Annotated in this window: 19 protein-coding genes; 4 read left to right on the top strand and 15 right to left on the bottom strand. The window is 63.9% G+C overall.

Annotation, left to right across the window (positions count from 1 at the left end; all coding sequences use genetic code 11):
* Positions 1 to 58: 58 nt before the first annotated feature.
* The 9 genes from GGQ68_RS13995 to GGQ68_RS14035 all read right to left on the bottom strand — a co-directional run bounded on the left by GGQ68_RS13995 (position 59) and on the right by GGQ68_RS14035 (position 10857).
* The gene (locus GGQ68_RS13995) at positions 59 to 328 is read right to left on the bottom strand and encodes a hypothetical protein (protein ID WP_183967039.1); all 270 of its coding nucleotides are present in this window, start codon (positions 326 to 328) and stop codon (positions 59 to 61) included.
* A 287-nt stretch (positions 329 to 615) separates the two neighbouring features.
* Entirely contained in the window at positions 616 to 1713 is a 1098-nt protein-coding gene (locus tag GGQ68_RS14000) for a DUF1513 domain-containing protein (protein WP_183967041.1), read from the bottom strand.
* 1 nt (position 1714) lies between these two features.
* On the bottom strand, positions 1715 to 2704 hold the full coding sequence (locus tag GGQ68_RS14005) for an imelysin family protein (protein WP_183967042.1): 990 nt from the start codon (positions 2702 to 2704) through the stop codon (positions 1715 to 1717).
* Complete coding sequence (locus tag GGQ68_RS14010) at positions 2704 to 4224, bottom strand: di-heme oxidoreductase family protein (protein ID WP_183967044.1); 1521 nt, start codon at positions 4222 to 4224, stop codon at positions 2704 to 2706. Before GGQ68_RS14010 ends, GGQ68_RS14005 begins: the two co-directional genes overlap by 1 nt.
* A 119-nt stretch (positions 4225 to 4343) precedes the next feature.
* Positions 4344 to 5603: an imelysin family protein gene (locus GGQ68_RS14015; protein ID WP_183967046.1), complete on the bottom strand. Its 1260-nt coding sequence runs from the start codon at positions 5601 to 5603 to the stop codon at positions 4344 to 4346.
* Between the two features lie 128 nt (positions 5604 to 5731).
* A complete protein-coding gene (locus tag GGQ68_RS14020) occupies positions 5732 to 6607 on the bottom strand; it encodes a bifunctional helix-turn-helix transcriptional regulator/GNAT family N-acetyltransferase (RefSeq protein ID WP_183967048.1) in 876 nt (291 codons plus the stop codon).
* Between the two features lie 59 nt (positions 6608 to 6666).
* The gene (locus GGQ68_RS14025) at positions 6667 to 7608 is read right to left on the bottom strand and encodes a sensor histidine kinase (RefSeq protein WP_183967050.1); all 942 of its coding nucleotides are present in this window, start codon (positions 7606 to 7608) and stop codon (positions 6667 to 6669) included.
* Positions 7605 to 8279, bottom strand: coding sequence for a response regulator transcription factor (locus tag GGQ68_RS14030; protein WP_183967052.1), 675 nt, complete (start codon positions 8277 to 8279; stop codon positions 7605 to 7607). Before GGQ68_RS14030 ends, GGQ68_RS14025 begins: the two co-directional genes overlap by 4 nt.
* Positions 8280 to 8535: 256 nt before the next feature.
* Entirely contained in the window at positions 8536 to 10857 is a 2322-nt protein-coding gene (locus tag GGQ68_RS14035; protein WP_183967054.1) for an ATP-binding protein, read from the bottom strand.
* 653 nt (positions 10858 to 11510) lie between these two features.
* On the opposite strand from GGQ68_RS14035, the gene GGQ68_RS14040 reads away from it, so the two are divergent.
* From GGQ68_RS14040 to GGQ68_RS14055, 4 genes are all read left to right on the top strand, one after another.
* Positions 11511 to 12569, top strand: a complete 1059-nt coding sequence (locus GGQ68_RS14040) for a TRAP transporter substrate-binding protein (RefSeq protein ID WP_183967056.1) — start codon at positions 11511 to 11513, stop codon at positions 12567 to 12569.
* Positions 12570 to 12650: 81 nt separating this feature from the next.
* Complete coding sequence (locus tag GGQ68_RS14045; RefSeq protein ID WP_183967058.1) at positions 12651 to 13244, top strand: TRAP transporter small permease; 594 nt, start codon at positions 12651 to 12653, stop codon at positions 13242 to 13244.
* A complete protein-coding gene (locus tag GGQ68_RS14050) occupies positions 13241 to 14554 on the top strand; it encodes a TRAP transporter large permease (RefSeq protein ID WP_183967060.1) in 1314 nt (437 codons plus the stop codon). Before GGQ68_RS14045 ends, GGQ68_RS14050 begins: the two co-directional genes overlap by 4 nt.
* Positions 14555 to 14659: 105 nt before the next feature.
* Positions 14660 to 15421, top strand: coding sequence for an SDR family NAD(P)-dependent oxidoreductase (locus tag GGQ68_RS14055; protein ID WP_183967062.1), 762 nt, complete (start codon positions 14660 to 14662; stop codon positions 15419 to 15421).
* A 157-nt stretch (positions 15422 to 15578) separates the two neighbouring features.
* Here GGQ68_RS14055 and GGQ68_RS14060 read toward each other — a convergent pair whose 3' ends face one another.
* From GGQ68_RS14060 to GGQ68_RS14085, 6 genes are all read right to left on the bottom strand, one after another.
* The gene (locus GGQ68_RS14060) at positions 15579 to 16985 is read right to left on the bottom strand and encodes a 3'-5' exonuclease (RefSeq protein WP_183967064.1); all 1407 of its coding nucleotides are present in this window, start codon (positions 16983 to 16985) and stop codon (positions 15579 to 15581) included.
* The gene (locus tag GGQ68_RS14065) at positions 16985 to 17479 is read right to left on the bottom strand and encodes a hypothetical protein (protein WP_183967066.1); all 495 of its coding nucleotides are present in this window, start codon (positions 17477 to 17479) and stop codon (positions 16985 to 16987) included. Before GGQ68_RS14065 ends, GGQ68_RS14060 begins: the two co-directional genes overlap by 1 nt.
* Before the next feature lie 78 nt (positions 17480 to 17557).
* Positions 17558 to 19381 carry a DUF294 nucleotidyltransferase-like domain-containing protein gene (locus GGQ68_RS14070; RefSeq protein ID WP_183967068.1) on the bottom strand — a complete coding sequence of 608 codons (1824 nt, stop codon included), beginning with the start codon at positions 19379 to 19381 and terminating at the stop codon, positions 17558 to 17560.
* A gap of 194 nt (positions 19382 to 19575) precedes the next feature.
* Positions 19576 to 21357, bottom strand: coding sequence for a sodium:solute symporter family protein (locus GGQ68_RS14075; RefSeq protein ID WP_183967070.1), 1782 nt, complete (start codon positions 21355 to 21357; stop codon positions 19576 to 19578).
* 2 nt (positions 21358 to 21359) lie between these two features.
* Positions 21360 to 21644, bottom strand: coding sequence for a DUF4212 domain-containing protein (locus GGQ68_RS14080; protein ID WP_183967072.1), 285 nt, complete (start codon positions 21642 to 21644; stop codon positions 21360 to 21362).
* Positions 21645 to 21735: 91 nt separating this feature from the next.
* Complete coding sequence (locus tag GGQ68_RS14085; RefSeq protein WP_183967074.1) at positions 21736 to 22422, bottom strand: adenylate kinase; 687 nt, start codon at positions 22420 to 22422, stop codon at positions 21736 to 21738.
* Positions 22423 to 22425 lie beyond the last annotated feature (3 nt).

The raw sequence follows: 22425 nt of genomic DNA on the forward strand, positions 1-22425 counted from the left end.
ATCTGTTCGTCCGTAAATCGCGTTCGCTTCATTGTCCGTCCTCAAGTTGGATCGGACTCTAACCGACGATGGAGGAAAAATCCCGTGGCAGGTCAGGATCTCCATAGGTGACGATCACATCCACGCCGTCCTTTCGCAGATTGTTCGTGCCGTATGGGAATAGGGCTTGGCCTATGCCTTCGCCTTGTCGCCCGGTGGCTACCGCAGCTGGCGACAGCATGAAGGCCGTTCGGTCATCCTCGGTGTCCCGCACGGGCTTGAACGGGGCAGTGTGAGGCGGTCCACCATTCACGCGGGCACGCGCCAGACCGCCCGCCGTTCCTCTCACGAGCATCTCCAAGGGGGTGTAGGCCAGCGTCGTTACTTCGAGAATGTCGCGGGTGGGTGCCCACGTCGCTCAGCGCCGCATCAGGGCGGAGCGCGGCACCAGTGAGGTGGTGTCGCCAATCGCATGCACCTCAAAGCCATCCGACGCTTGCAAGGCATCTTTGATCATCCCTGTCCTTTGTGACACCCACGATGGTCAGACGGTCACTCATGGACTGTATTTACACCCGAGCGGGCCAGCCATCATGCACCATGAAAGCGCAAGCGCCTGTTTCAAGGCCGTCGAAGCTACGCAGAACGGGTTGCAGCGCCGATCGGCACAATGTGGTTATCCCACGCGACAGCTTGGTCTTGCAGGACGCGCGCCTGACCGTCGTTCAACGCATGAAACACACCTTGCCCTGTGGACGCGACAAAGCCATCGGTGCCTGGCGCCAGTCCGCAAACGTCGCGAAGCAACACCTCGTTCTGGAACACGGCAGAGGCCGCATCGAACACCTGCACGCGGCCGCCACGCGGCGAGGTGATGCCCACCTGTCGACCGTCACCGCTGAACGACACGCTGCCTGCGTAGCCTTCCATCGCGGCGTGAAGCGCCTCAGGCGCACGCGCCCAGACCGGGGCTTGCCCGCGTTTGTGCAGCATCAACAGGGCAGGGGCATCGGTCACCTCGCCTTGCCATTGCAGCGCCAGCGCCACTTGACCATCCGGCCCGACGGCGAGGTGTCGCATCGAGTTCTTGTGCTCCGCGTCGGGCGGCGCCACCTGTTCGAGGATCTCACCCGACAGCGACACATAGGTCAGGTTGGGTGCCATGAAGGGGATGTTGAGCTTGGCGCGTCCGGCCTCCGGGTGGGTTTCGATCCCTCCGTTGCCGATCGCAAGCGTCTGCCCGTCGGGCATCAGCCGCAGTTCGTGCGGACCGACTCCGCCAGAGCTGAATTCCCAAAGCCGGGTGTAGCCACCGGCCACATCCCAGACACCGACAACACCGCGCGCGGTTTCGAAATCGTTTTCCGTGGTGAACAGCAGGCTGCCATCGGCAGAGAACGCGCCGTGCCCATAGAAATGCCGCCCCTCGGGCGCGGTCAGTTCGGCTTTCACCTCCCCGCTCAGGCAATCCAGAACGATGGCATAGGTGCCGGGACGGCGGGCAAAGGCCACCGCCTCGGCGCGTGTGGGGTGCGCGGCCGCCGCATGGCCCCGCGTCGGTAGCGGCACAGAAAACAGGCTGACGCCATCCACCGAGACGCCGTGCAGCGCATAGCCACCTGCAGTGTGCTGCGCCGCCGCAAGGTAGCGCGGCCCGCCCACATCGGCCCATCCCTGCGCAGGCCAAAGGCCCGCCGCGATCATGCCGCTCAGCATGCCCCGTCGTGACAGCATGTCAGTCCCCATCCAAAGCGTTGAAACCTTCGACCACGCCCAGTTCGGGACCAAGCTCCAGCCCGATGACCGTGCGCACGCTGTCCACCGCCCCTTGCAACACTTCCACCTTGAAGCGCCCCATCGGCGTGTCCACGTTGGCAAAGGTCGGGCTGTCCTGCGCCTCGACCTCGGCGAAGGCGTCGGCATAGGCGTCCTGGATGTTCTTCGCGACCTCGGGGGCCTCTGCGGCCAATGCGAGGGCCAGCGCTTCGGTCCCTTCCAGCGACAGACGCACATGACGCAGCGACCGTTCGGACCGGCGCGCTTCGGCGCGGGCCGGGCGGGGACGGTCAAAACTGCCCATGGGTCGCCCGATCCGCGTGTCAGAGGTGAATTGCAGTCCGGCTGTCACGGCCTTGAACAGCTCTTGCAGGGCCTCTTCGCGGGTCTGATAGCGGCTGCCCTCGTCGGTGAACTCGACAACAAAATCCTGCCAGTCCGCGAGGATCGCGTCGGCGATGTCGGATGTGTCCCGCGCCACGGCCTGCACCAATTGGCAGGTGTAGTCGGACCCGTCGGCGTATGCCGGATCATAGAGCAGAAATTCCAGCGCGTAGAACCCGCGCGCGGCGATGGAGACCTCCTGGAACGCTTCAGGGTTCGTCACCACCGGGTCTTCGTCGGCGATCAGCCCGGCCAGCGTCCGTGGCGTGACGCCCCGGCTGTCCGGCCAGAAGGCGAGCGCAAAGGCGCGGTCGTCGACCTCTGTGGGGCCAAAGCGCAGGTGGCTGACGCGCACCCAGGCGTCGAAGGCCTCCGCCCAGGCGTCGCGCAGGGCGACGCTGTCGGGCGCGCAGTCCTGAGCGGCGGCGGCGTCAAGCGCATGGCTGCGCTCGGCCAGGGTCTCGAAGCCGGGCAGGACCACGTCCCGCACCACCTGCGCCGGATCGGGGTTTGCCATGGCGACACCGGCCAGCAGGGAAAACGTCAGCGACAGGGATTTCAGCATCAGAGACTCTCCAGAAAAGCGATCAAGGCGGCGCGGTCAGGCGGCGGCATCTGCGCCACGCTATCACGTGCGGGCTGCGCCTCCCCCCCGTGCCAAAGCACAGCTTCGAGCAGGGAGCGCGCGCGCCCGTCGTGCAGGAACTGCGTATGCCCGGAGACCTCCTGCGTCAAACCGATCCCCCAAAGCGGCGGCGTGCGCCATTCCTGACCGTCGGCGCGCGCCTCGGGCCGGTTGTCCGCCAGACCCGGCCCCATGTCGTGCAGCAGCAGGTCGGTGTAGGGCCAGATCAGCTGGAAGGATTGCTCGGGGCGATCCTCCAGACGATGAGTGACGAATTTCGGGGTATGGCAGGAGGTGCAACCGGTCTCATAGAGCAGCTGCTTGCCGCGCAAGACCTGCGGGTCGTCCACATTGCGTCGCTCCGGCACAGCGAGGTTGCGGCTGTAGAAGGTCACAAGGTCCAGGCCCTCGGCGTCGATTTCAAAGCCGCGCTCGTCCTGGTCGCCGTGAATTGTCAGCTGACAATCGACCTGAGCCGCCGTGCATTCGCCCGCCCCAGAGCTGAACAGCGGGTTGGAAATGCCAATGTCGCCGGAAAAGGCTGCCGCCGATTGTTCGCGGATTGTCGGGGCTCCGGCCTTCAGCCCGAAGCGCCCCAGCATGGGTCGGTCGAACTCCCCGGACCAGATGATCTGCGCCTTGCCGGAAATGCCGTCGCCGTCCGCATCGTCAGGGTCGGCCTGCGCAAGGATGTCCTCGGCCGGGATCGCCTCCAGCAGGCCAAGGCCGATCATCTGCGGCGCGACGCGCGGTGACAGCATCGCATCCTGGGCCAAGGGACCGTAGCCCAGATCAGCGGCGGTGTAGGTCGGCGCGCGCAGATGCGCGACCTCACCGCCGGACAGCGGCACCTCGACCTCGTCGTAGTCGATTTGCAGGCGGTATTCTGCATTGTGGCCTGCGTTGGCAAACTCCTGCAGCTGCAGCCCGTAGTTCGGTTCCGGCACGGTGCCGAGGTAGCCTTCGATCTCTGGCACCAGATCGTCCGGCCCCGCGGGGACGGAGACACGCAAGAACATGGATGTGGCGGTATCGTCCGGGCCTGCGGGCACATGGCCGCGCCCGTCCTTGATGTGGCAGCGCTGGCAGGAGCGCGCGTTGTACAGCGGTCCCAGCCCGTCAGAGGCCAGTGTCGAGGAGGGGGCCGACACCCAGACCTTCTTGAACAGGCCGTTGCCGACCTTGAAAGTCAGCTCACGTTCAAAGGAAATATTGGCCGAGGGCTGGGAAAATGCGTCCTGGGTCATCCGCGCCCGCACGGTGGCTGCCCCGCCGGACATGGTCTCGAACGGTTGCGGCGCATCGAAATTCTCGGGCGCGGCAAGCGCCCCGGCGATGCGCGCGGTTTCGTCCTTGGTTCGGGGGATCACGTTGAGATGGATGTCATCCAATTCCTGCGCGGGGAGGGTCGTTCCGCTCAGCAGCAGTGCAAACAGGGAGGTCACGCAGGTGGTCTTCATCTTCAGCCTCAGGCCCTTCGGTAAGAATGGCGAACGCCCGCAGGAGGGATGCGGGCGTTGCAGGACGGGCGGCACAGGGGGATACCAGCATGACGTGCGCCGCTCATCGTTTCACGGTCTTATTGGAAGACGGCCTCGGGATTGTCGAGGCTGTCGGACCCTTCGATGTTCACGTCGTCAGCCTGCATCAGGGCCACGACGCGTTCGATGCTGCGGGTCTGGTCGACCAGCGCGTCAACGCCACCCATGATAAGCGCCTCGCCTTTGTCGCTGCCGCGTTCCAGCATCTGGTCGTAGGCGAACCCGCCTTCGGCCGCGTCGACGATATCACCGAGCTTGTCCATGGTGGTGTCGAGCTTGGCGGTGAGCTCCGCGTCTAGGTCGGCGTCCATTTCAGCGACCATATCGCTGAGGCTGGGGCCGGTCACTTCGGAGCCGTCGACACGGGTGTAGCTGCCGGTATAGACGTTTTGCACGCCCTTGCCGTCGTAGTAGTGCGAGTTGTGCGTGTTGTCGGAGAAGCAGTCGTGCTCTTCCTCGGGGTCATTCAGCATCAGGCCCAGACGCATCCGCTCGCCCGCTTGCTCACCGTAGGACAGGGAGCCCATGCCGGTCAGCATGGCGGTGATGCCTGCGTCTTCGTCGTCCAGCAGCGTGGTGCGCGCGTCGCCGCCCTCGGCCCACTGGGCGGTCATCCACTCAAGGTCAGAGACCAGCAGATCGGTCGCGGCCTTCAGGTAGTCGCCACGGCGGTCGCAGTTGCCGTTGGTGCAGTCGTCGCCTGTGGCAAAATCGGTGGCGGGACGGTCGCCGGCACCGGCCTCGTGGCCGTTCAGATCCTGACCCCAGAGAAGGAATTCCACCGCGTGGTAGCCGGAGGCCACGTTGGCCTCGACGCCGTCCGCCTCGTGCAGGGTTTCACCGATCAGCTCCGGCGTGATCTCGGTGGCGTCAACCTCTTCGCCCGACAGGGTAAAGGTCGGGTTGGCGACAACATTCAGCGCGGCAAGCTGGTTTTCATCGGTCGGCCCGCCGTAGGTGGCATCAACGTAGTCGATCAGCCCTTCGTCCAGCGGCCAGGCGTTGACCTTGCCTTCCCAGTCGTCAACGATCGCGTTGCCGAAACGGAACGCTTCGGTCTGCTGGTAGGGCACGCGCGCGGCCAGCCATGCTTCGCGGGCGGCGGACAGCGTTTCGTCTGACGGGCTTTCCAGCAGAGCGGCGACCGCCGTTTGCAGGGTCTGCGCGGTGGTCAGCGAATCCTCGTAGCCCGCATGCGCGATATCTGCGTAGGTGTCGAGCACCTCGGATTTCTCCACGGCCAGCGCGGGTGTTGCGCACAGAGCCGCCAGTGCGACCGAACCTTTGATGAATTTCATGACTGTTTCCCTCGGTTATCCTGTCGCCGTATTCCTGAGCAATTTGCTCGGCGATGTCAATCCCGGCGGAATTAACCTGGAGAAACGGAGCGATCCGCTGTCTGATCGGGATTTGAAGAGCGGCCCGGTCAAAGCCGCTTTTCAAAAAAGAAGTCCGGGTAGGGGTCCTCGTTGAAGCGGTCGATTTCTGTCCAGCCGCGTTTGCGGTAAAAGGCGATGGCCTCTGGCAGGGCGGAGTTCGTGTCCAACCTGAGCAGGTCGATCCCCAGACTGCGCGCGCGGTCTTCGACCGTGTCCATCAACTGGCCGGCAAGGCCCATGCCACGCGCCGACTGCGCAACCCAGAGGCGCTTGATCTCGGCATAACCTTTGTCAGTGCCCTTCAGCCCGACGCAGCCAATGGGCAGCCCGTCCGACAGGGCAATCAGGAAGGACCCGCGCGGCGGGATCATATCGGTGGCTTCGGGATCGGCGGAGCGCGTCACGTCGAACCCTGTCCGCAGGCGCTGGGCGAGTTCTTCGTAATAGACCTGAAGACAGGCACGGGCGCGTGGCTCTTCTGGAGAGAGCTCCTCAAGCCTGACCCGTTCCATGCCAAGCGCAGTGGCGACGATGTCCATGGCGTTCAGCAGGATCTCCGGGCGCGGATGGCGGGCGACGATCTGCTCTGCCTGCTGGTCGGAAAGCCGCTCATATTCGGCAAATTCTGCACGACCGCTATTGGTCAGCTGGGCTTCACGGCGGCGCCCATCGGTGGAGGAGGCGGTGAGTTCGATCAGCCCCTCGTCCTCAAGTCCGCGCAACAGGCGGCTCATCAAACCGGAATCGAGGCGCAGATAGGCCCTGATCTCCCCGATATCGTGCATTCCGTGCCCAATCGCGTTCAGCACGCGCGCCGGTCCAAGGGGGCGGCCGCGCCCGAGGAAGGAGGAATCCAGCACACCGGCTTCGGTCGTGACGGCGCGGTGAAAGCGGCGCGTGCGCGCAATGGGATCAGATAACATGTGTGGCTCCGATACTTATTACCTGACATTTGTCAGCAAATTCGGGCGCGGTCAATTGCTCACGGGAAGCAAATGCGAAAACACGTGCCGGAGGCCCTTGGCACGAGGTGAATGTCGCCGCCATGCGCCTGCAAGATTGTGCGGGCGATGGTCAATCCCATGCCTGTGCCGCCGGAGTCCCGGCGCGTGGTAAAGAACGGGTCGAACACGCGGGCGGCGTTGCCGTCGGAGATGCCCGGCCCATCATCACAGACCAAGAGGCCCGTTTCGGTCTGAGACAGCGTAACGTTCTGCGCGCCCATGGCCGCGGCGTTGTTCAGCAGGTGCAGCAACACCACGGCCAGCCCGTCAGAGGACAAGGGCAAGATGGCGGTGTCCCCTGTATGATGAACCGCGATATGAACCTGTCCCAGAACCAGATCCAGGGCGCGCTGCACGGTGGTTTCGCCCAAGTATCGCACTTCGCGCGCCTGTGCGACGCGGCGCAGAGCGGCCAGCTGGGTTTCGATTTGCAGCCGCGCGCTGTCGATCTGGTCCAGCAGCCGCGCGTCCTCCGCCGTCAGCGAGCCGCCATCCTGCATCAGTTCGACCCCGGCGCGGATGCCCGCTACGGGGGTCTTCAGCTCATGCGTCACATGATCGGTGAAGGCGCGCACGGTGGCTTCGCGGTCGCGCAGGGCGTCGGCCATGGCGATGACGCGCTGGGCGGTGGCGTGCAGTTCGCGGGTGCCGTGGTGGCGTGGTCGGTCGGCAGCCCCTTCGGCGAGGGCAAAGGCCTCCAACGCGCGAATGGGGCGTAACAGCAAGCGCACCAACAGCCAGCCCAACGCCCCCGTGGCCGCGGCAATGACGGCGGCGACGAGCATCGCGGCGGGGCGAAAGCCGATCTCGGCCCCGAGGTAGCGCAGCACCACCAGTCCGGCGAGCGACATGGCCAGGGTCGCGGCCAGCGCGCCGCCAAGGACGAAGGCCAGAGAGGGCCGCCAGCGCCGCGCGGTCATCCGCAGTGCCCTAGGCGCATACCTTGGCCATGCACGGTTTCGATCGCGTCGGGCAGGCCCGCCTCGGCCAGTTTGCGGCGCAGATTGCGCAAATGGCTGTCCATGGTGCGGTCGGATTGCTGCGCACCCGCGCCCCAGACAGCGTTGGCCAGTTCGGCGCGCGACAGCAGGCGATTGGCCGCACCGACCAGAGCGGCGATCAACTGAAACTCGGTTCCGGTGAGAGACAGCGGCTGGTCGTCAATCCGGCAGTGGCGCGCGCTCAGATCCAGTGCAATGCGTCCGTGTCGTCGGGTTTCGGCGGGAGCAGCGCCGCTGGTGCGGCGCAGGATGGCCGCGATGCGGGCCACCAGTTCGCGCGGGCTGAAGGGTTTGGAGACGTAGTCGTCCGCCCCCAGTTCCAGCCCGACAATGCGATCCACTTCGTCATCGCGCGCGGTGAGAAAAAGGATTGGCACCTGAGAGGTCTGGCGGATGCGGCGGCAGACCTCGAGCCCGTCCATTTCCGGCAGGCCGATGTCGAGCACCACAAGGTCAGGGGTGCTGCGGCGGGCTTCGGTCAAGCCTTGCGTCCCGTCTGCGGCGCAGAGCACGTCATGGCCCGCACGTTTCAATGCCGTGCGCACCAGGTCGCGCAGTCGGGGGTCGTCGTCGACCACGAGGATCTTCATGGATGCTGCTCCGTTTTACTGGGGGCAGATTGGCAAGAAGCTGCGCGGTGGGAAAGCCCCCAAGGCGTGCGGTGTCTGCGCATGTGCATGGTATGCGGTGCAGAGGGTGGGGAGGGGTTATGCAGAGGCTGCGCAATCAGACGCCTTGGCCGCTGGGGAGAATCGTGCCCAGTCACGCGGCATGACAGGTCATGAGCCTGAAGTCTCAACCGCGGAGGTTGGCCTCCAACTGGCGTAAAATCGCACGGACAGGGGGTTAGCCGGGCTGGTGTTCGCGGGACAATACCGTGGCGATGGCCTGCGCCAGATGATTGGTGCTGATGGGCTTTGTCAGGTAAGCGTCGGCGAGGGTTGTTTCGACCCGCATTTCAGTCTCGGGCAGGCCTGACATGAGCACAACCGGCGTCTGCGCGTTTGTGGCGCGCAGGGCGCGCAGGAAGTCCGTTCCGTGCTGGCCTGCGCCGAGGATCAGGTCCACGAGGAACAGCTGAGGGCCGTCCTGCGCTATCGTGGATTGCAGCGCGCCGTTCACGGTGGTGGACGTGGAGACGCGGTATCCTATCGAGGTCAACATCCGCGCGAGGGCGCTTTGGACCGAAGGGTTGTCCTCCAGCACATGAATGTGTTCGCCTGAGCCGCGCCTGATCTGCCCGGGCGTTGTCGAGACCGTGGCGCTGGGCGACGTCTGCGAGCGCGGCAGCATCAAGACCACGCGGGTGCCATTGTTCGGCTGGCTGTCGATGCAGGCGTCGCCGCCGGATTGGCGAGAGAAGCCGAGGACCATGGACAGGCCCAGACCGCTGCCGCGCCCGACGCCTTTGGTCGAAAAGAACGGCTCGAACGCGCGGGCGAGCGTTTCGGGCAACATGCCGCGACCTGTGTCGGTCACGGCGATCTCGACATAGGCGCCTGGCTCCAGTTCCATGCCGAGGTTGGGCGTGTCTTCGGCCACGACGCGGTTACGAGCGCAGATCTGAAGTGTGCCGCCATTGGGCATGGCATCGCGGGCGTTGATGGCCACATTCAGCAGCGCGGCCTCCAGACGGCTGGCATCGACCCAGACGGGCCAGAGGTCGGCGTCCAGCTCCATCTTCACGGTGACATATTCGGTCAACAGGCGTCGCAGCGTGTTTTGCAGCCCGCCCAGCACCTTGCCGAGGTCATGCGCAGTGGGTTTGAGCATCTGGCGGCGGGCAAAGGCCAGCAGGTGGGTGGTGAGGTCCGCACCACGGCCAACAGCGGTCACGATCTCTTCGATCAGTTCCTTGTCGGTTTCGCCGGCTTCTTGCAAAAGCTGTGCGTTGCCTTGAATGACGGTCAGCAGGTTGTTGAAATCATGCGCAATCCCGCCGGTAAGCTGGCCAATGGCTTCCAGCCTTTGCGCGGCCATCAGCGAGGTTTCCAGCGCCCGTCTTCGGGTCACGTCGGTGAGCAGCCCGACGGAGCGAATGGGCACACCCATGTCGTCGCACAGCATGCGTCCCTGAGCGTGAAACCAGCGCACGTTGCCGTCCTTCATGACAAAGCGGACTTCTTCGGAAATCGGAGCATCGGGGGTGCGGACGAGTTGATCGACGATGGCATGAAAGGTGGCGGCGTCGTCGGGAAACAGAAGACCATCAATGCCTTCCTCGCGCAGAATGTCGTGGAATTCCTGTTTCTTGTAGCCGAGGTCACGAATGAAACTGGGGGAGAAAAAGACCTTGTTGCTTTTGACGTCCCAGTCCCAGATTGCGGCCATTTCGGTGGCAAGGGCGTAGCGTTCCTCGGAGGCGCGCAGCCGGTCGGTGCGCTCTGCGACCGTGCCTTCGAGGATCTGGTTCGCCCGTTGCTGCTGCTGGCGTTGTTGATATTGTTCGGAGATGTCTTCCTCGGAGACGATGGCGACGTAATCGCCGGTGATCGGATCGCGTCCACGGCGGGCCGACACAAGGTGCCAGTGCAGCCCGTCACTGCGCCGGACGAGCGCCTCGCACGAAAGGCTTTGATCGGCGCGGATGCGATCCAGAAGATCATGTGCAATTTCGCGGTCGACGAACCGGGCCTCCAGATCACTGCGCCCGCCGGAGCGCGCGCGCGCGGGGCCATGCCATGCGGCGGACGACGGGTTCTGCGCCAGAAGCTGACCATCGAGCGAGAAGGTGGCCACTGCCAGCGCCGTGGCGCGGGCGGCTTCCATCAGGCGCAGCGTGTCGGCATCGACGACATCGGCGTGGGTTCGGTGGACTTCGATCAGGATTCCCGCAGATGTATCGTTCAGCCAGACGGGCTGACACGACAACAGCGCGGGGATTGGCGTTCCGCCGGGATAGAGCGTCCATGTATCCTGAATTGGGGTCGATCCCGAGGCCGTGTCCACCACCTGACGCAATCGCCGCCGGGCTGTGTCCGTGTCGGTCGAAAAATCCCGCGCAAGCAGCGAGGGAAGATCCGGGGCCTTCCAGAAATGCACCGCCGCTGCATTGGCCCACCACATGCAATGCGCGTCGACGTCGAAGACCCAGATCGGAGTCTTCAGCGCGGCGAATTGGCGCAAATCGCCGTGGGATTTGAGTGTGAGGCGGTTCAAAATCTTCACGGGCTCCGGGCCAGTCGTAAAATAATAGGGTAACGATAGACGCGGCCTGTGCGATCGCGCAAGCGCCGCCTTTCAACCTGTGTGACGGATGTGCGCCGCGACAGAGGAGGGACCGGCCTGTTCGGAGTTGGGACTTGGGGGGCCTTGAGGCGTAAAATAGCGTTCGAAATTGGCGAATCTGCTGCTTTGCGCGGGGCGTGACGGTCAGGCATGTCGTAGCCGGACGCATAGGAATTACCCATTCAGGTATAAATTGCGTCGGCTTTTTCATCGTAAAGCCGGATGGAACGTCGGCGGGTGCGCTGGCGACAGAAATCCGAGCGCGGCGCATGAGAAATTTTTGTTTCCAAGTGGAAGAGTTCTGGACAAGTTGGCCTTTATCATGGTCCCATGGGGCCGAGACAGCGATGCTGTTGCCGTACGCTGCGAGGACCGCAAGGTTTCCCGCACCAGTCAAGATGTAGGGGAGGACATCATGGCACGATTTTGCGGAACGTCCGTCTTGGCGCATGTCTGCGCCTCGGGACGTCGCTGCACCCCCGGCCAACTCTGGACCCTATGCAGGCGCGTGTTGCCCCCTGATGTGGCGTGATGGCGGATTGAGAATACCAAACAAAGGCTCACAAGAGCCGGTCTTTCTGGGAGGAAATGAAATGCACACACGGAGAACCTTTTTCGGCGCAACGGCCGCCGCGCTGACGGCGACGCTGATGTCGACCACCAGCGCGCTGGCCGCGGATGTGACACTTTCGATGGAACACATGCTGCCGGCGCAGGCCACGGTTCCGACGGAGATCCTTCAGCCCTGGGCCGACAGGATCGAAGCGGAGTCCAACGGTCGCATCGAGGTAGAGATCTACCCGTCCATGCAACTGGGTGGCAGCCCGCCCGAGCTGTTCGACCATGTGCAGGATGGCATCATCGACGTGGGCTGGACCGTGGTTGGGTACACGCCGGGCCGGTTCCCGCGCAGCGAAGTGTTCGAGCTGCCCTTCATGGTCGAAGATGCGCGCGCCGCGTCCTATGCCTATGCCAAGATCAGCGAAGAACAGATGCAGGATGCTGATTTCGCAGACGTCAAGGTCATTGGCACATGGGTGCATGGCCCGGGTTTGTTTCACACCAACAAGGCGGTCAATGTTCCCTCTGACCTTGAGGGTATGAAGATCCGCGGTGGGTCACGGCTGGTGAACGACCTGCTGACCCGCGTCGGCGCGGAGCCCATCGGGATGCCGGTTCCGGCCGTGTCCGAGGCCCTGTCCAAGGGCGTTCTGGATGGCACCACGATCCCGTGGGAAGTGACCCCTGCCTTGAAAGTCGCGGAACTGGTGAGCCACCACACTGAGTTCGACGGCCCGGCCCTGTATACGCTGACCTTTGTGATGGCGATGAACAAGGACGTCTACGAGTCCATGGACGAGGACCTTCAGAAAGTCATCGACGACAATTCTGGCGTGGCGTTCTCGATCTTTGCCGGTGGCACGCAGGCGGATGCCGATGCTCCGGCGCGGCAGATCGCGGTGGATCTTGGCAACGACATCAATGTTGTGTCCGAAGAGGATGCGCAGGAGTGGGACGCCCTGGTCAACCCGATCTACGAGACGTGGATTGCGGACATGGAGAGCAAAGGCATCGACGGTCAGGCGCTGATCGACGAAGCCAAAGCCCTGATGGGGGAATATGATCCCTCCATGGACACCTGGGGCCAGTAAACCCTCAGGATGCGGGGCTGCGTGCGTTGACCGTGGCCCCGGACTTTCAACCAGAACTCAGAACTTGAGGGGAATGCTGCGATGGCCGGTTTGCACCGCATCGTGCTGGGGCTTGCGCGTGTGATGGCGCTGGCCGGGGGTACCGTGCTGACGATTTTGATCGTGATGACCTGCCTGTCCATTCTGGGCCGCGTGGGCAATTCCGTGCTGCACTGGATGACCGGGGTGGGTCTGGCGGCGGGATTTGCCCAAGGCATGATCGACGCGGGCTTTGGCGCGATCCGGGGCGATTTCGAGCTGGTGGAGGCCGGCATGGCCTTTTGCATCTTTGCCTTTCTGCCGTTTTGTACCGTCTCTGGCGGACATGCGGCGGTGGACGTGTTCACCAATGTGCTGCCGCGCGGGGTGAACCGCGCGCTGGATGTGCTGATTGCCGTCTTGATGGCCGTTGTGATGGTGGTGATCGCCGTGCAGCTCAACGAGGGCATGGCGCGCAAGATCAGTTCCGGGCAGACGACGCTGCTGTTGCAGTTCCCGGTCTGGTGGGCCTACGCGGGGAGCCTTGTGGGCGCGACGCTGACCGCCTTGACCGCCTGTTACGTCGTAATACTGCGGGTTTATGAAATGCTGACAGGGCGTGTGATCGCGCCGAACGCTTTGGGGGCGAACCATTGAGCAACCTCGAAATCGGGATCTGGTCCTTTCCCGCCCTTCTGCTGCTGATCTTCCTGCGGGTGCCGATCGGGCTGGCCATGTTTTCCGCGGGCTTTGCCGGGATGTGGATGGTGATGGGCAACACGCGCCTGCCTATGGCGCAGCTCAAGGATATCGCTTTTACAACCTTCTCCAGCTACTCGCTGTCGATTGTGCCGATGTTCCTGTTGATGGGGTATTTTGCCACGCTCGGCGGTATGTCCCAGTCGCTGTTCAAGGCGGCGGAGAACTTTCTCGGGCATCGTCGTGGCGGTGTGGCCATGGCGGCCATTGGCGCCTGCGCGGGCTTTGGCGCGATCTGCGGGTCCTCGCTGGCCACCGCAGCCACCATGAGCCGGGTCGCCCTGCCAGAGTTGAAGCGCTACGGCTATGATGGCGGGTTCTCGACCGCGACGCTGGCCGCCGGGGGCACGCTGGGCATCCTGATCCCGCCAAGCGTCGTGCTGGTGATCTACGCCATCCTGACGGAGCAAAACATTGCCAAGCTGTTCCTTGCGGCCTTTGTTCCCGGTGTGCTGGCGGCCATCGGCTACATGGTGGCCGTGTCGATTTACGTCCGGATGAACCCGGGCAGCGCAGGTGTGCGACCGCCCGTTCCGATGGGCGAGCGGTTCCGCGCGTTGCTGGATGTCTGGCCGGTGTTGCTGGTGTTTATCGCGGTGGTGGGCGGTATTTACGGTGGTATCTTCACCCCGACGGAGGGGGCGGCGGTGGGCGCGCTGGGCACCGGCATCATCGCGCTGGCGAATGGTGGCCTGACCTTTCGCACGCTGCTGGACAGCTTTACCGATACGGCGCGATCTTCTGCCATGATCTTTTTCATCGTTCTGGGGGCCGCGTTCTACAATGCCTTTCTGGCACGGACGCGCCTGCCGCAGGAGCTTTCGTCCTGGGTGGTGGAACTGGGCATGTCACCTTTGGCGGTTCTGGTGGCGATCCTGGCGATCTACCTTGTGCTGGGCTGCTTCATGGACTCCCTGTCGATGATCCTGCTGACCATCCCGATTTTCTTTCCGGTGATCATGGCGATGGATTTCGGACTGTCGCCCGAGCACACGGCGATCTGGTTCGGCATTCTGGTTCTGATCGTGGTGGAGGTCGGTCTGATCACGCCGCCGGTGGGGATGAACCTGTTCGTCATCAACGCAATGTCACCTGAGACGCCGATGGTCAGCACCTACCGGGCGGTGATGTACTATGTGATGTCGGACCTGGTGCGGGTGGTGCTGCTGGTGGCTTTTCCGGCGATCACGCTGTTTCTGCTGCCCTGATCCGCACGTGTCGCCTTCGTGGAGGGCGGGGCTATCTTTTGAGTATTTGACAAGCAAAGAAGCAGGGGCGCGGTGGCGCGTCCCGGTGTTTCGAGAGGAGACAAGATGCAGATTTCCGGACATGTGGCGATCGTGACAGGTGGGGCGAGCGGCCTGGGCGCGGCGACGGCGCGGCGGCTGGCGGCCGAGGGGGCCAAGGTCGGTATCCTCGATTTCGATGCCGACCGTGCCGCAGAGGTGGCGCGCGAGATCGGTGGTCATGCGGTGAAGACCGATGTGGGGTTGGAGGCGTCTGTGGCGGAGGCCGTGGCAGAGGTGACGGCGACCTTGGGCGCGCCTCGGATCTCGGTGTCCTGCGCCGGGATCGGATTGGCCGCGCGCGTGGTGGGGCGCGATGGGGGTCTGTCCTCGGAGTTGTTTGAAAAGACCATCCGCGTGAACCTGATGGGGTCCTATTATGTCATGAGCCACGCGGCACGCGAAATGATGGCGCTTGACCCATTGGAAAGCGGAGAACGCGGGGTGGTGATCAACACGGCCTCGGTCGCCTACGAGGACGGGCAGATCGGGCAGGTGGCCTATTCGGCGTCCAAAGGGGGCATCGCCGCCATGTGTCTGCCAGCGGCGCGCGAAATGGCCAAGCAGGGCGTGCGCGTCATGGCGATTGCGCCGGGGTTGTTCAACACGCCGATGATGGAAGGTCTGCCCCAGGAAACGGTGGATGGTATCGTGGCGAACATTCCCTTTCCGCACCGTCTGGGCCTGCCGGAGGAATATGCGCAGCTTGTCACGCAGATTTGCGAGAGTGCCTATCTGAACGGGACAGTGATCCGGCTGGATGCCGCTGTGCGCTTGCCACAGCGCTGACGTTTCAGGGCAGGACGGGCGCGCGGGTCTGATGACGGATCGCGTGGCAATGGTAGGGCGGATCGGGCCGATGGCGCGTTCCGCCCGATTGCTGAGCGCAGTCTGAGCGCGGTTTTGCGATGCATAGTCCGGTCATCAGGAGCGACCGCGCCTTGGGTCAGTTTAGGTCTGCCAGCAGGCGCCCATGGCGCTTTGTCTCGGATAGAACATCGGCCAATGTGTGCATGCCTTGTGCCTCCAGCATGGGCAGCATCCGGGCCAGAACCTCTGCCGTGGCATGGGCGTCGCCGAGCGCGGTATGTCGCAGATTCGGCGGGATGGTGACCGCGAGCCGGTCGCACAGCGCGTCCAATGTGTGTTCCTGCGAGGCACCGAACAGGATCGCGGACAGAAGTACCGTGTCAAGGATGGGGTGATCCCACTCCACCCCGATACGCCGCTTGTGCCGATGCAGAAATGCCATGTCGAAGGGGGCGTTGTGCGCCACGATGACGGAGCCGCGCGCGAAGGTGTGAAATTTTTTCCCCGCAATGGCGATGTCGGGCTGACCTGCGACCATGGCGTCCGTCACCCGATGCACTTTGGTGGAGGAGGGTGGGATAGGACGGCCCGGATCAACAAGCTGGTTCATGCGTTCGCCCGGCACCAGACGCCCGTTGACGATGCGCACCGCGCCGATCTGCACGATCTCATCCTTGTGCGGCAGCAGGCCGGTTGTCTCTGTGTCGAAAACGGTGAAGGTCAGCCGGCGCAGCGGTGTCTGGTCCAGCGCGCCATCGTTCTGGTCGAGCAGGTCGAAGTCATAGGTCAACGGGCGCGCGGCCTCTGGCGGCAGGTCCAGATGCGCGGCATCCACCAGCATCATGTAGCCACCGCTTTGCATCGGGCGCAGCCGGGCGTCGTAGCTTTGCGTGCCGTCATGGCCTGCGAGGGTGATGCTGACCTCGCGCCCGCTGCGGTTCATGCGATCGCGGGCCTTTTCCAGCGCCTTGGCATCGAAATAATCGCTGAGGTGCGCATTCAATCGGGGCACGCCCTGACTGGCCAGAACCTCGGCGGCTTGACCGTCATACAGGACGATGTGATCGGAAGCGTTGACGAGCAGGGTCGCCACCGGGATTTCCGTCAGCAGGGCGGTCAGGCGGGCTTTCTCGGATTCCAGTCGGGCGGTCTCCGAGGCGATGCGGTCCGCGGTGACCATGGTGCTGTCTGACAGTTTGCTTGACAGGGCGCCGGCGGCGGGGGCGAGGTCGCCCAGATATCGCGCGCGGCCCGTGTCCATGCGCAAGGCAACGCCGGCATGGGCCCGCGTGCGGAGGTCCGCCGCAATCCGCTCGATGGGCTTGGCCACGTTTTCGTCGAACAACAGCCAGACCCCGGCGGACAGCGCAATCAGGGCGAACGCGCAGAGGATCGCAGCAAAGATAAAGCCGTTGGTCACATCGCTTTCCAGCGCGCGTTGCCAGCCAAGGTAAAGCGCACCAAGCGTCAGGCCGGTGCCGCCCAACCCGATCAGGCAAAAGAACAGAAAGATCCGCGTGCGCAGGGACAGGCTTTGCAGCATCAGAGCGCCTCGCAGACGGTTTGAACGATGGGGTCATCGGCGCCCACCGTGCGCCAGACGGGATCTGCGCCATCATCGCGGGCAGGGTCGGCGCGGCGCTTGTTGGCACAGTCGATCATGATTTCCACCTGGGTGAGCGGCTGCCAGCGGCCGAAGAAATAGAGGTCGGTGATATAAAGCTGCGGCGTCTCCAGATTGGCCTGGGTGCGTCGGGTGTCCACCGCGATAAAGCGGTCTGTCATGGGAAAGACGTAGGTCCAAGGTCGCCACGGCGCTTTGGACGGAGCGGTTTGCGCGACCAGAACGCCCTCTGGGAGGCCATTCACGGTGCGACCGTACCAGCCATATTCAGAGGATATCGTGGCGGCCAGCATCGCGGCTCCGGCGCCGATCGGCACCAGCCAGCGCGGCAGGGCAACGAAGCGTGTGATCAGCAGCATCACGCCAGCCCCCGCGATCCCGGCAAAAATCACCGCCAGCAATTCCAGAAACATGGTCTTCCTCCTCCTCGTGCGGTCAGTGCCGCCCGTCTGCCCGACGGATCGGGCGATGTCCCTTGGCGCGCTGCGCCGTCAGCCCAACATCCCCTTGCCATGCCCAGCAGCGGATTGCAGCGATTTGACCACAACAAAAGCGTCGCGCAAATGACTTCGCTCAAAATCCGACAGGCTGGCGGGGGGAAGATAGTTGTCCGGAGCCTGACCGGACTTTACCTGCCGGGCCTGATGCTCCAGCCTGGTCTCGGCAATCAGGTCGTAGGCGTCCAGCAGGTCATGCCCGCCCGAGGCGCTGAGGCGGCCTGCGCTGATCGCGGCCTCCAGCCGTGCACGGGTGTTGACCGGGGCAAGCCGCCCCTGCAGCGCGTAGAGCCTGCCAAGGTCAACCACAGGCACGACGCCGGAATGCTTCAGGTCGATGCGGTTCTTGTGCTCGCCGGATTTGATCGTGGCAAAGCCGCGCAACAGCCCCAGTGGCGGCGTGTGTTTCAGCGCGTTGGACACCATATGTGCCACGAAGATCGAGTTCTTCGCGGCGTGTTCCAGCGTCTCGGTTTGCAGGGTGTCGAGCAATGTGGCGTCCCCGCCGATGGGCCGCAGATCGAACATCACCGAGGCCAGCATCTGGGATTCCGGGGTCGGTTTGCCGATCCAGTTGCGGAAATAGATGCGCCAGGTCTTGAGCGGTTGGCACCAGCGCGGGGCGGAGGCCATCATCTCGCCGGGGCAAAATACGTAGCCGCAGGTGTTGAGACCGGCGGTGACCTGCTGCGCCAGATCCGCAAAGTACGGCCGCATGTCTTCGGTGAAATCGTCGTGCAGGATCAGCACGTTGTCCTGGTCGGACACGCCGGTCTGTTCCTGCCGCCCCTGACTGCCGCACGCCGCCCAGACGAAAGGCACCGGGGCGGGGCCAAGGCGCGCCTCGGCCAGGGCCAGCAGGCGCCGGGTGGCGGTGTCGGCGATATCGGTGATGAGCCGTGTGACCACTTCGTGGCGGTTTCCGGCGGCGACGAGCTGAACCAGCAGCTGCGGAATGCGGGCCGTCACATGGGCCATGGTGGCGGCGTCGGGGGCCCGCGCGATTTCGGCCACCAGTTCGGCAGAGCTTGTGGCCTGAAAGCGGGTCAGATCGGTTTGCGAGACCATGCCCAGCAGGCGGCCTGCCTCTGCAATGGGCACGTGGCCGATGTGGCGCTCCAACATCATGTGCAGCACGTCGGACCCGATGGCGCTGGGCGGCAGGGTCACGGGATCCGCGGTCATCACGGCTGTGATCGGCGTGTCCAGTGGCAGGTCACCGCCCACAACCTTGCCCGACATGTCGCGGATCGTGGCGATACCGCGCAGCACGTCGCCATCGCAGATACAGATCGAGGAGACGTGCCGTGCCTGCATCATCTGGGCGGCCTCTTGGACCGTGGTCTGCGGCGCGCAGGTGAGTGTCCTGGTCGCCATAAGTGTTTCCACGCGGCTGGTGGCCAGATCAGCCGGGCGCGGTCGGGCCGGGCGCGTCCGGTCAAAGAACCGCGTGACCGCCGGCTCGTGTGTCACGAGCGTCAGGAAATCCGCGCGGGGCAGAACAAGCAGCACGCTGTCAGCGGTGGTACGCGCCTGCGTCACGGCCCGTCCGTCGCGGGTCAATCCGCGCTCCCCAAAGGAATTGCGCGGTCCCAGCACGGAGATCTGGACATCATTGCAGTCGCGTATCTCGACGGCACCGGAGTGGATCAGGTACAGCCCCTCCAGGTCCTCGCCCAAGCCATAGACGGGTTGCCCTGCGGCCAGAGAGGTTGTCCGAAACGCGGGCAGCAGGTCGTCGATCACCTCGGCAGGCAGGCTGTCATAGGGGTGGACGGTGGCCAGGAAGGCCCTGAGGGAATCTTGGTCGATGGGCATGGCTGCCTCCCTGCGGGAACTCTGTGCAGTGTATCGCGCCAAAGCGGGAAATCGTAGGGCAAACAAGCCTTTGCCCGAATTTTGTGATGCGCCCTTTGTGGTGCCGGGGCGCTGCCTCGCCCGCGCAATGCGACCGAACAAAAGAAAACCGGCCCCCGCGGAGGGGACCGGTCGGTTTTACTTCACGTGAGGCGTCAGTGATCGACGGCTGTCCCGGCGCCGCGCGGAACGCGCACCGATTCCACCAGCTCTTCGATGTGCTGCGGGATGGGCGCTGTGAGCTTCGACACGGTAAAGGCCACCGCAAAGTTCAGCATCGCGCCAACCGCCCCGAAGGATGTCGATTTCACCGTCAGGAACAGCGGGTCCGCATCGTCAAAGCTGTTGGTGCCCGGAATGAAGAACCAGCCCTTGTGCAGGAAGATGTAGACCAGCGTCACCACCAGACCGGTGATCATGCCAGCCACGGCCCCCTTGTTGTTCACCTTGGTGAAGATGCCCATCATCAGCACAGGGAAGATCGACGCCGCCGCGAGGCCGAAAGCCAAGGCCACCGTCTGGGCTGCAAAGCCCGGAGGGTTGAGGCCGAGGTAGGTGGCCACCGCGATGGCAACGGCCATGGCGATCCGGGCAGACATCAGCTCGTTCTTCTCTGACATATGCGGGGTCAGCTGCCCTTTCAGCAGGTCGTGAGACACCGCCGACGAGATCGCCAGCAACAGACCGGCAGCCGTGGACAGTGCCGCCGCAAGACCGCCTGCCGCCACAAGACCGATCACCCAGCCCGGCAGGTTGGCGATTTCCGGGTTGGCCAGAACAAGGATGTCCTGGTTGAAGTTGGTCAGCTCGTTTTCCGATCCCCAGCCAGCGGCTTCCATCGTCGCGACTGTTTCCGGATCCTGGTCGTTGAAATACGCGATGCGACCATCACCGTTCTTGTCTTCCCAGTTCAGCATGTTGGTCTTTTGCCACGTCGCCATCCAGTCATAGTCGGCGTCGGTTTCGATGGTCTCGGTGGAGACGGGCTCACCCGAGGCACCATTCGGCCAGAATTGCTCTGTGATGTTCAGACGCGCCATTGCGCCGACAGCCGGGGCGGTGAGGTAGAGCAGTGCAATGAACACTAGCGCCCAGCCTGCGGACCAGCGTGCATCCGCCACCTTTGGCACGGTGAAGAAGCGCATGATGACGTGGGGCAGACCGGCGGTGCCGATCATCAGCGACAGGGTGAACAGCACCATGTTGAAGGTGTCACCGTTGTGCGCCGTGTACTCCTTGAAGCCCAGCTCGGTGACGATCTGGTCGAGCTTCATCAACAATGGCTCGCCAGTGTCAGTGGAGCCGAAAAGCCCAAGCGCGGGAACCGGGTTGCCGGTCAACTGCAACGAAATGAAGATCGCCGGGATGGTATAGGCCAGGATGAGCACGCAGTACTGTGCCACCTGCGTATAGGTCACGCCCTTCATGCCGCCGAACACCGCGTAGGCAAAGACGACGACCGCGCCGATCAACAGGCCGGTGGTGTTGGAGACTTCGAGGAAGCGGCCAAAGGCCACGCCCACGCCGGTCATCTGGCCGATGACGTAGGTCACGGAGGCGACGATCAGGCAGATCACCGCCACCATGCGCGCGGTGGGGGAGTAGAAGCGATCCCCGATAAACTCTGACACGGTGTATTTGCCGAACTTGCGCAGATAGGGCGCAAGCAGCAGCGCCAGCAGAACATAGCCGCCCGTCCATCCCATCAGATAGGTGGAGTTGTCGTAGCCAACGAAGGCGATCAGGCCCGCCATGGAGATGAACGACGCCGCAGACATCCAGTCCGCCGCCGTCGCCATCCCGTTGGTGACCGGGTGGACACCGCGACCGGCGGCGTAGAATTCGGATGTGGACCCGGCACGGGCCCAGATCGCGATGCCGATATAGAGCGCAAAGGACGCGCCCACGAACAGCAGGTTGATGGTAAACTGGTCCATGATCACTCCTCCTCGACGCCGAATTCACGGTCCAGTCTGTTCATGCGGAACGCGTAAAAGAAGATCAGCGCCAGAAAGACCAGGATCGACCCTTGTTGCGCCACCCAAAAGCCAAGGTCCGTGCCGCCCACGCTGATGCCTGACAGCATCGGTCGCAGCAGGATGCCAAAGCCAAAGGGCACGATGGCCCAGATGACAAGGCTGATGAGGATGATGCGCACGTTGGCTTTCCAATAGCTTCGGTCAGCTTCGGCCTGCGCGGCCGCATGTGTGGTGTGATCCGTCATGTTGCGGGTCCTCCTTCCCAAAATTCGCCCCGGGGAAGCGGGGCGCCCCTCTCCAGTCCCGCCGCGCCGTGGCGCAACGGGGTGACGTCCCTTAGCGGGTCGCCTCTTTCACGATCACGGCCATTTTTGCCGCGATATCGTCGATCTCGCCCATGGCATTGACGCCAAGCAGCGCGCCTTGTTCGCGGTAGTGGCTGATCAGCGGCGCGGTGCTTGCGTGGTATGCTTCAAGGCGGCTCGCCACGGTTTCCGCAGTGTCATCGGCGCGACGGTTGAAGTCCGTGCTGCCGCATTTGTCGCAAGAGCCGGCCTGTGTCGGCTGCTTGAAGTCGTCGTGATAGCCTTCGCCACAACCCGCGCAGGTGTATCGGCCAGCCACGCGTGCGACCATCGCGGCATCGTCCACCTCGAGGCTGATCGCCGCGTCGATCCTGCTGCCGGTCTCTGCCAGCAGCGCATCCAGCGCCTCGGCCTGCACGGCGGTGCGCGGAAAGCCGTCAAGGATGACGCCCTTGTCGCAATCGGGTTGAGCCATGCGGTCGCGGAGGATTGCGATGACGATATCGTCGCTCACAAGCTCGCCTGCTTCCATCACGGTCTTGGCGCGCTTGCCGGCCTCCGTGCCAGCGGCGACCGCTGCGCGCAGCAGGTCCCCGGTGGACAATTGGACAAGGCCGAACTTCTCTTCGAGCATCCGCGCCTGCGTGCCTTTGCCGGCCCCCGGAGGGCCCAGCAGGATCAGGACCGGCGCGGTGTGGTGGGTCAGTGTACCATCCATGGA

It is taken from the genome of Sagittula marina (genome assembly GCF_014196795.1).
Classification (GTDB): Bacteria; Pseudomonadota; Alphaproteobacteria; order Rhodobacterales; family Rhodobacteraceae; genus Sagittula; species Sagittula marina.

Excerpts from the sequence above, each read along its gene's own strand:
- GGQ68_RS14060 (WP_183967064.1), bottom strand. The coding sequence starts at position 16,985 with ATGCTGCAAAGCCTGTCCCTGCGCACGCGGATCTTTCTGTTCTTTTGC.
- GGQ68_RS14030 (WP_183967052.1), bottom strand. The coding sequence starts at position 8,279 with ATGAAGATCCTCGTGGTCGACGACGACCCCCGACTGCGCGACCTGGTG.
- GGQ68_RS14020 (WP_183967048.1), bottom strand. The coding sequence starts at position 6,607 with ATGTTATCTGATCCCATTGCGCGCACGCGCCGCTTTCACCGCGCCGTC.
- GGQ68_RS14075 (WP_183967070.1), bottom strand. The coding sequence starts at position 21,357 with ATGGACCAGTTTACCATCAACCTGCTGTTCGTGGGCGCGTCCTTTGCG.
- GGQ68_RS14015 (WP_183967046.1), bottom strand. The coding sequence starts at position 5,603 with ATGAAATTCATCAAAGGTTCGGTCGCACTGGCGGCTCTGTGCGCAACA.
- GGQ68_RS14070 (WP_183967068.1), bottom strand. The coding sequence starts at position 19,381 with ATGCCCATCGACCAAGATTCCCTCAGGGCCTTCCTGGCCACCGTCCAC.
- GGQ68_RS14085 (WP_183967074.1), bottom strand. The coding sequence starts at position 22,422 with ATGGATGGTACACTGACCCACCACACCGCGCCGGTCCTGATCCTGCTG.
- GGQ68_RS14080 (WP_183967072.1), bottom strand. The coding sequence starts at position 21,644 with ATGACGGATCACACCACACATGCGGCCGCGCAGGCCGAAGCTGACCGA.
- GGQ68_RS14065 (WP_183967066.1), bottom strand. The coding sequence starts at position 17,479 with ATGTTTCTGGAATTGCTGGCGGTGATTTTTGCCGGGATCGCGGGGGCT.
- GGQ68_RS14005 (WP_183967042.1), bottom strand. The coding sequence starts at position 2,704 with ATGCTGAAATCCCTGTCGCTGACGTTTTCCCTGCTGGCCGGTGTCGCC.
- GGQ68_RS14040 (WP_183967056.1), top strand. The coding sequence starts at position 11,511 with ATGCACACACGGAGAACCTTTTTCGGCGCAACGGCCGCCGCGCTGACG.
- GGQ68_RS14055 (WP_183967062.1), top strand. The coding sequence starts at position 14,660 with ATGCAGATTTCCGGACATGTGGCGATCGTGACAGGTGGGGCGAGCGGC.
- GGQ68_RS14045 (WP_183967058.1), top strand. The coding sequence starts at position 12,651 with ATGGCCGGTTTGCACCGCATCGTGCTGGGGCTTGCGCGTGTGATGGCG.
- GGQ68_RS14025 (WP_183967050.1), bottom strand. The coding sequence starts at position 7,608 with ATGACCGCGCGGCGCTGGCGGCCCTCTCTGGCCTTCGTCCTTGGCGGC.
- GGQ68_RS14010 (WP_183967044.1), bottom strand. The coding sequence starts at position 4,224 with ATGAAGACCACCTGCGTGACCTCCCTGTTTGCACTGCTGCTGAGCGGA.
- GGQ68_RS14000 (WP_183967041.1), bottom strand. The coding sequence starts at position 1,713 with ATGCTGTCACGACGGGGCATGCTGAGCGGCATGATCGCGGCGGGCCTT.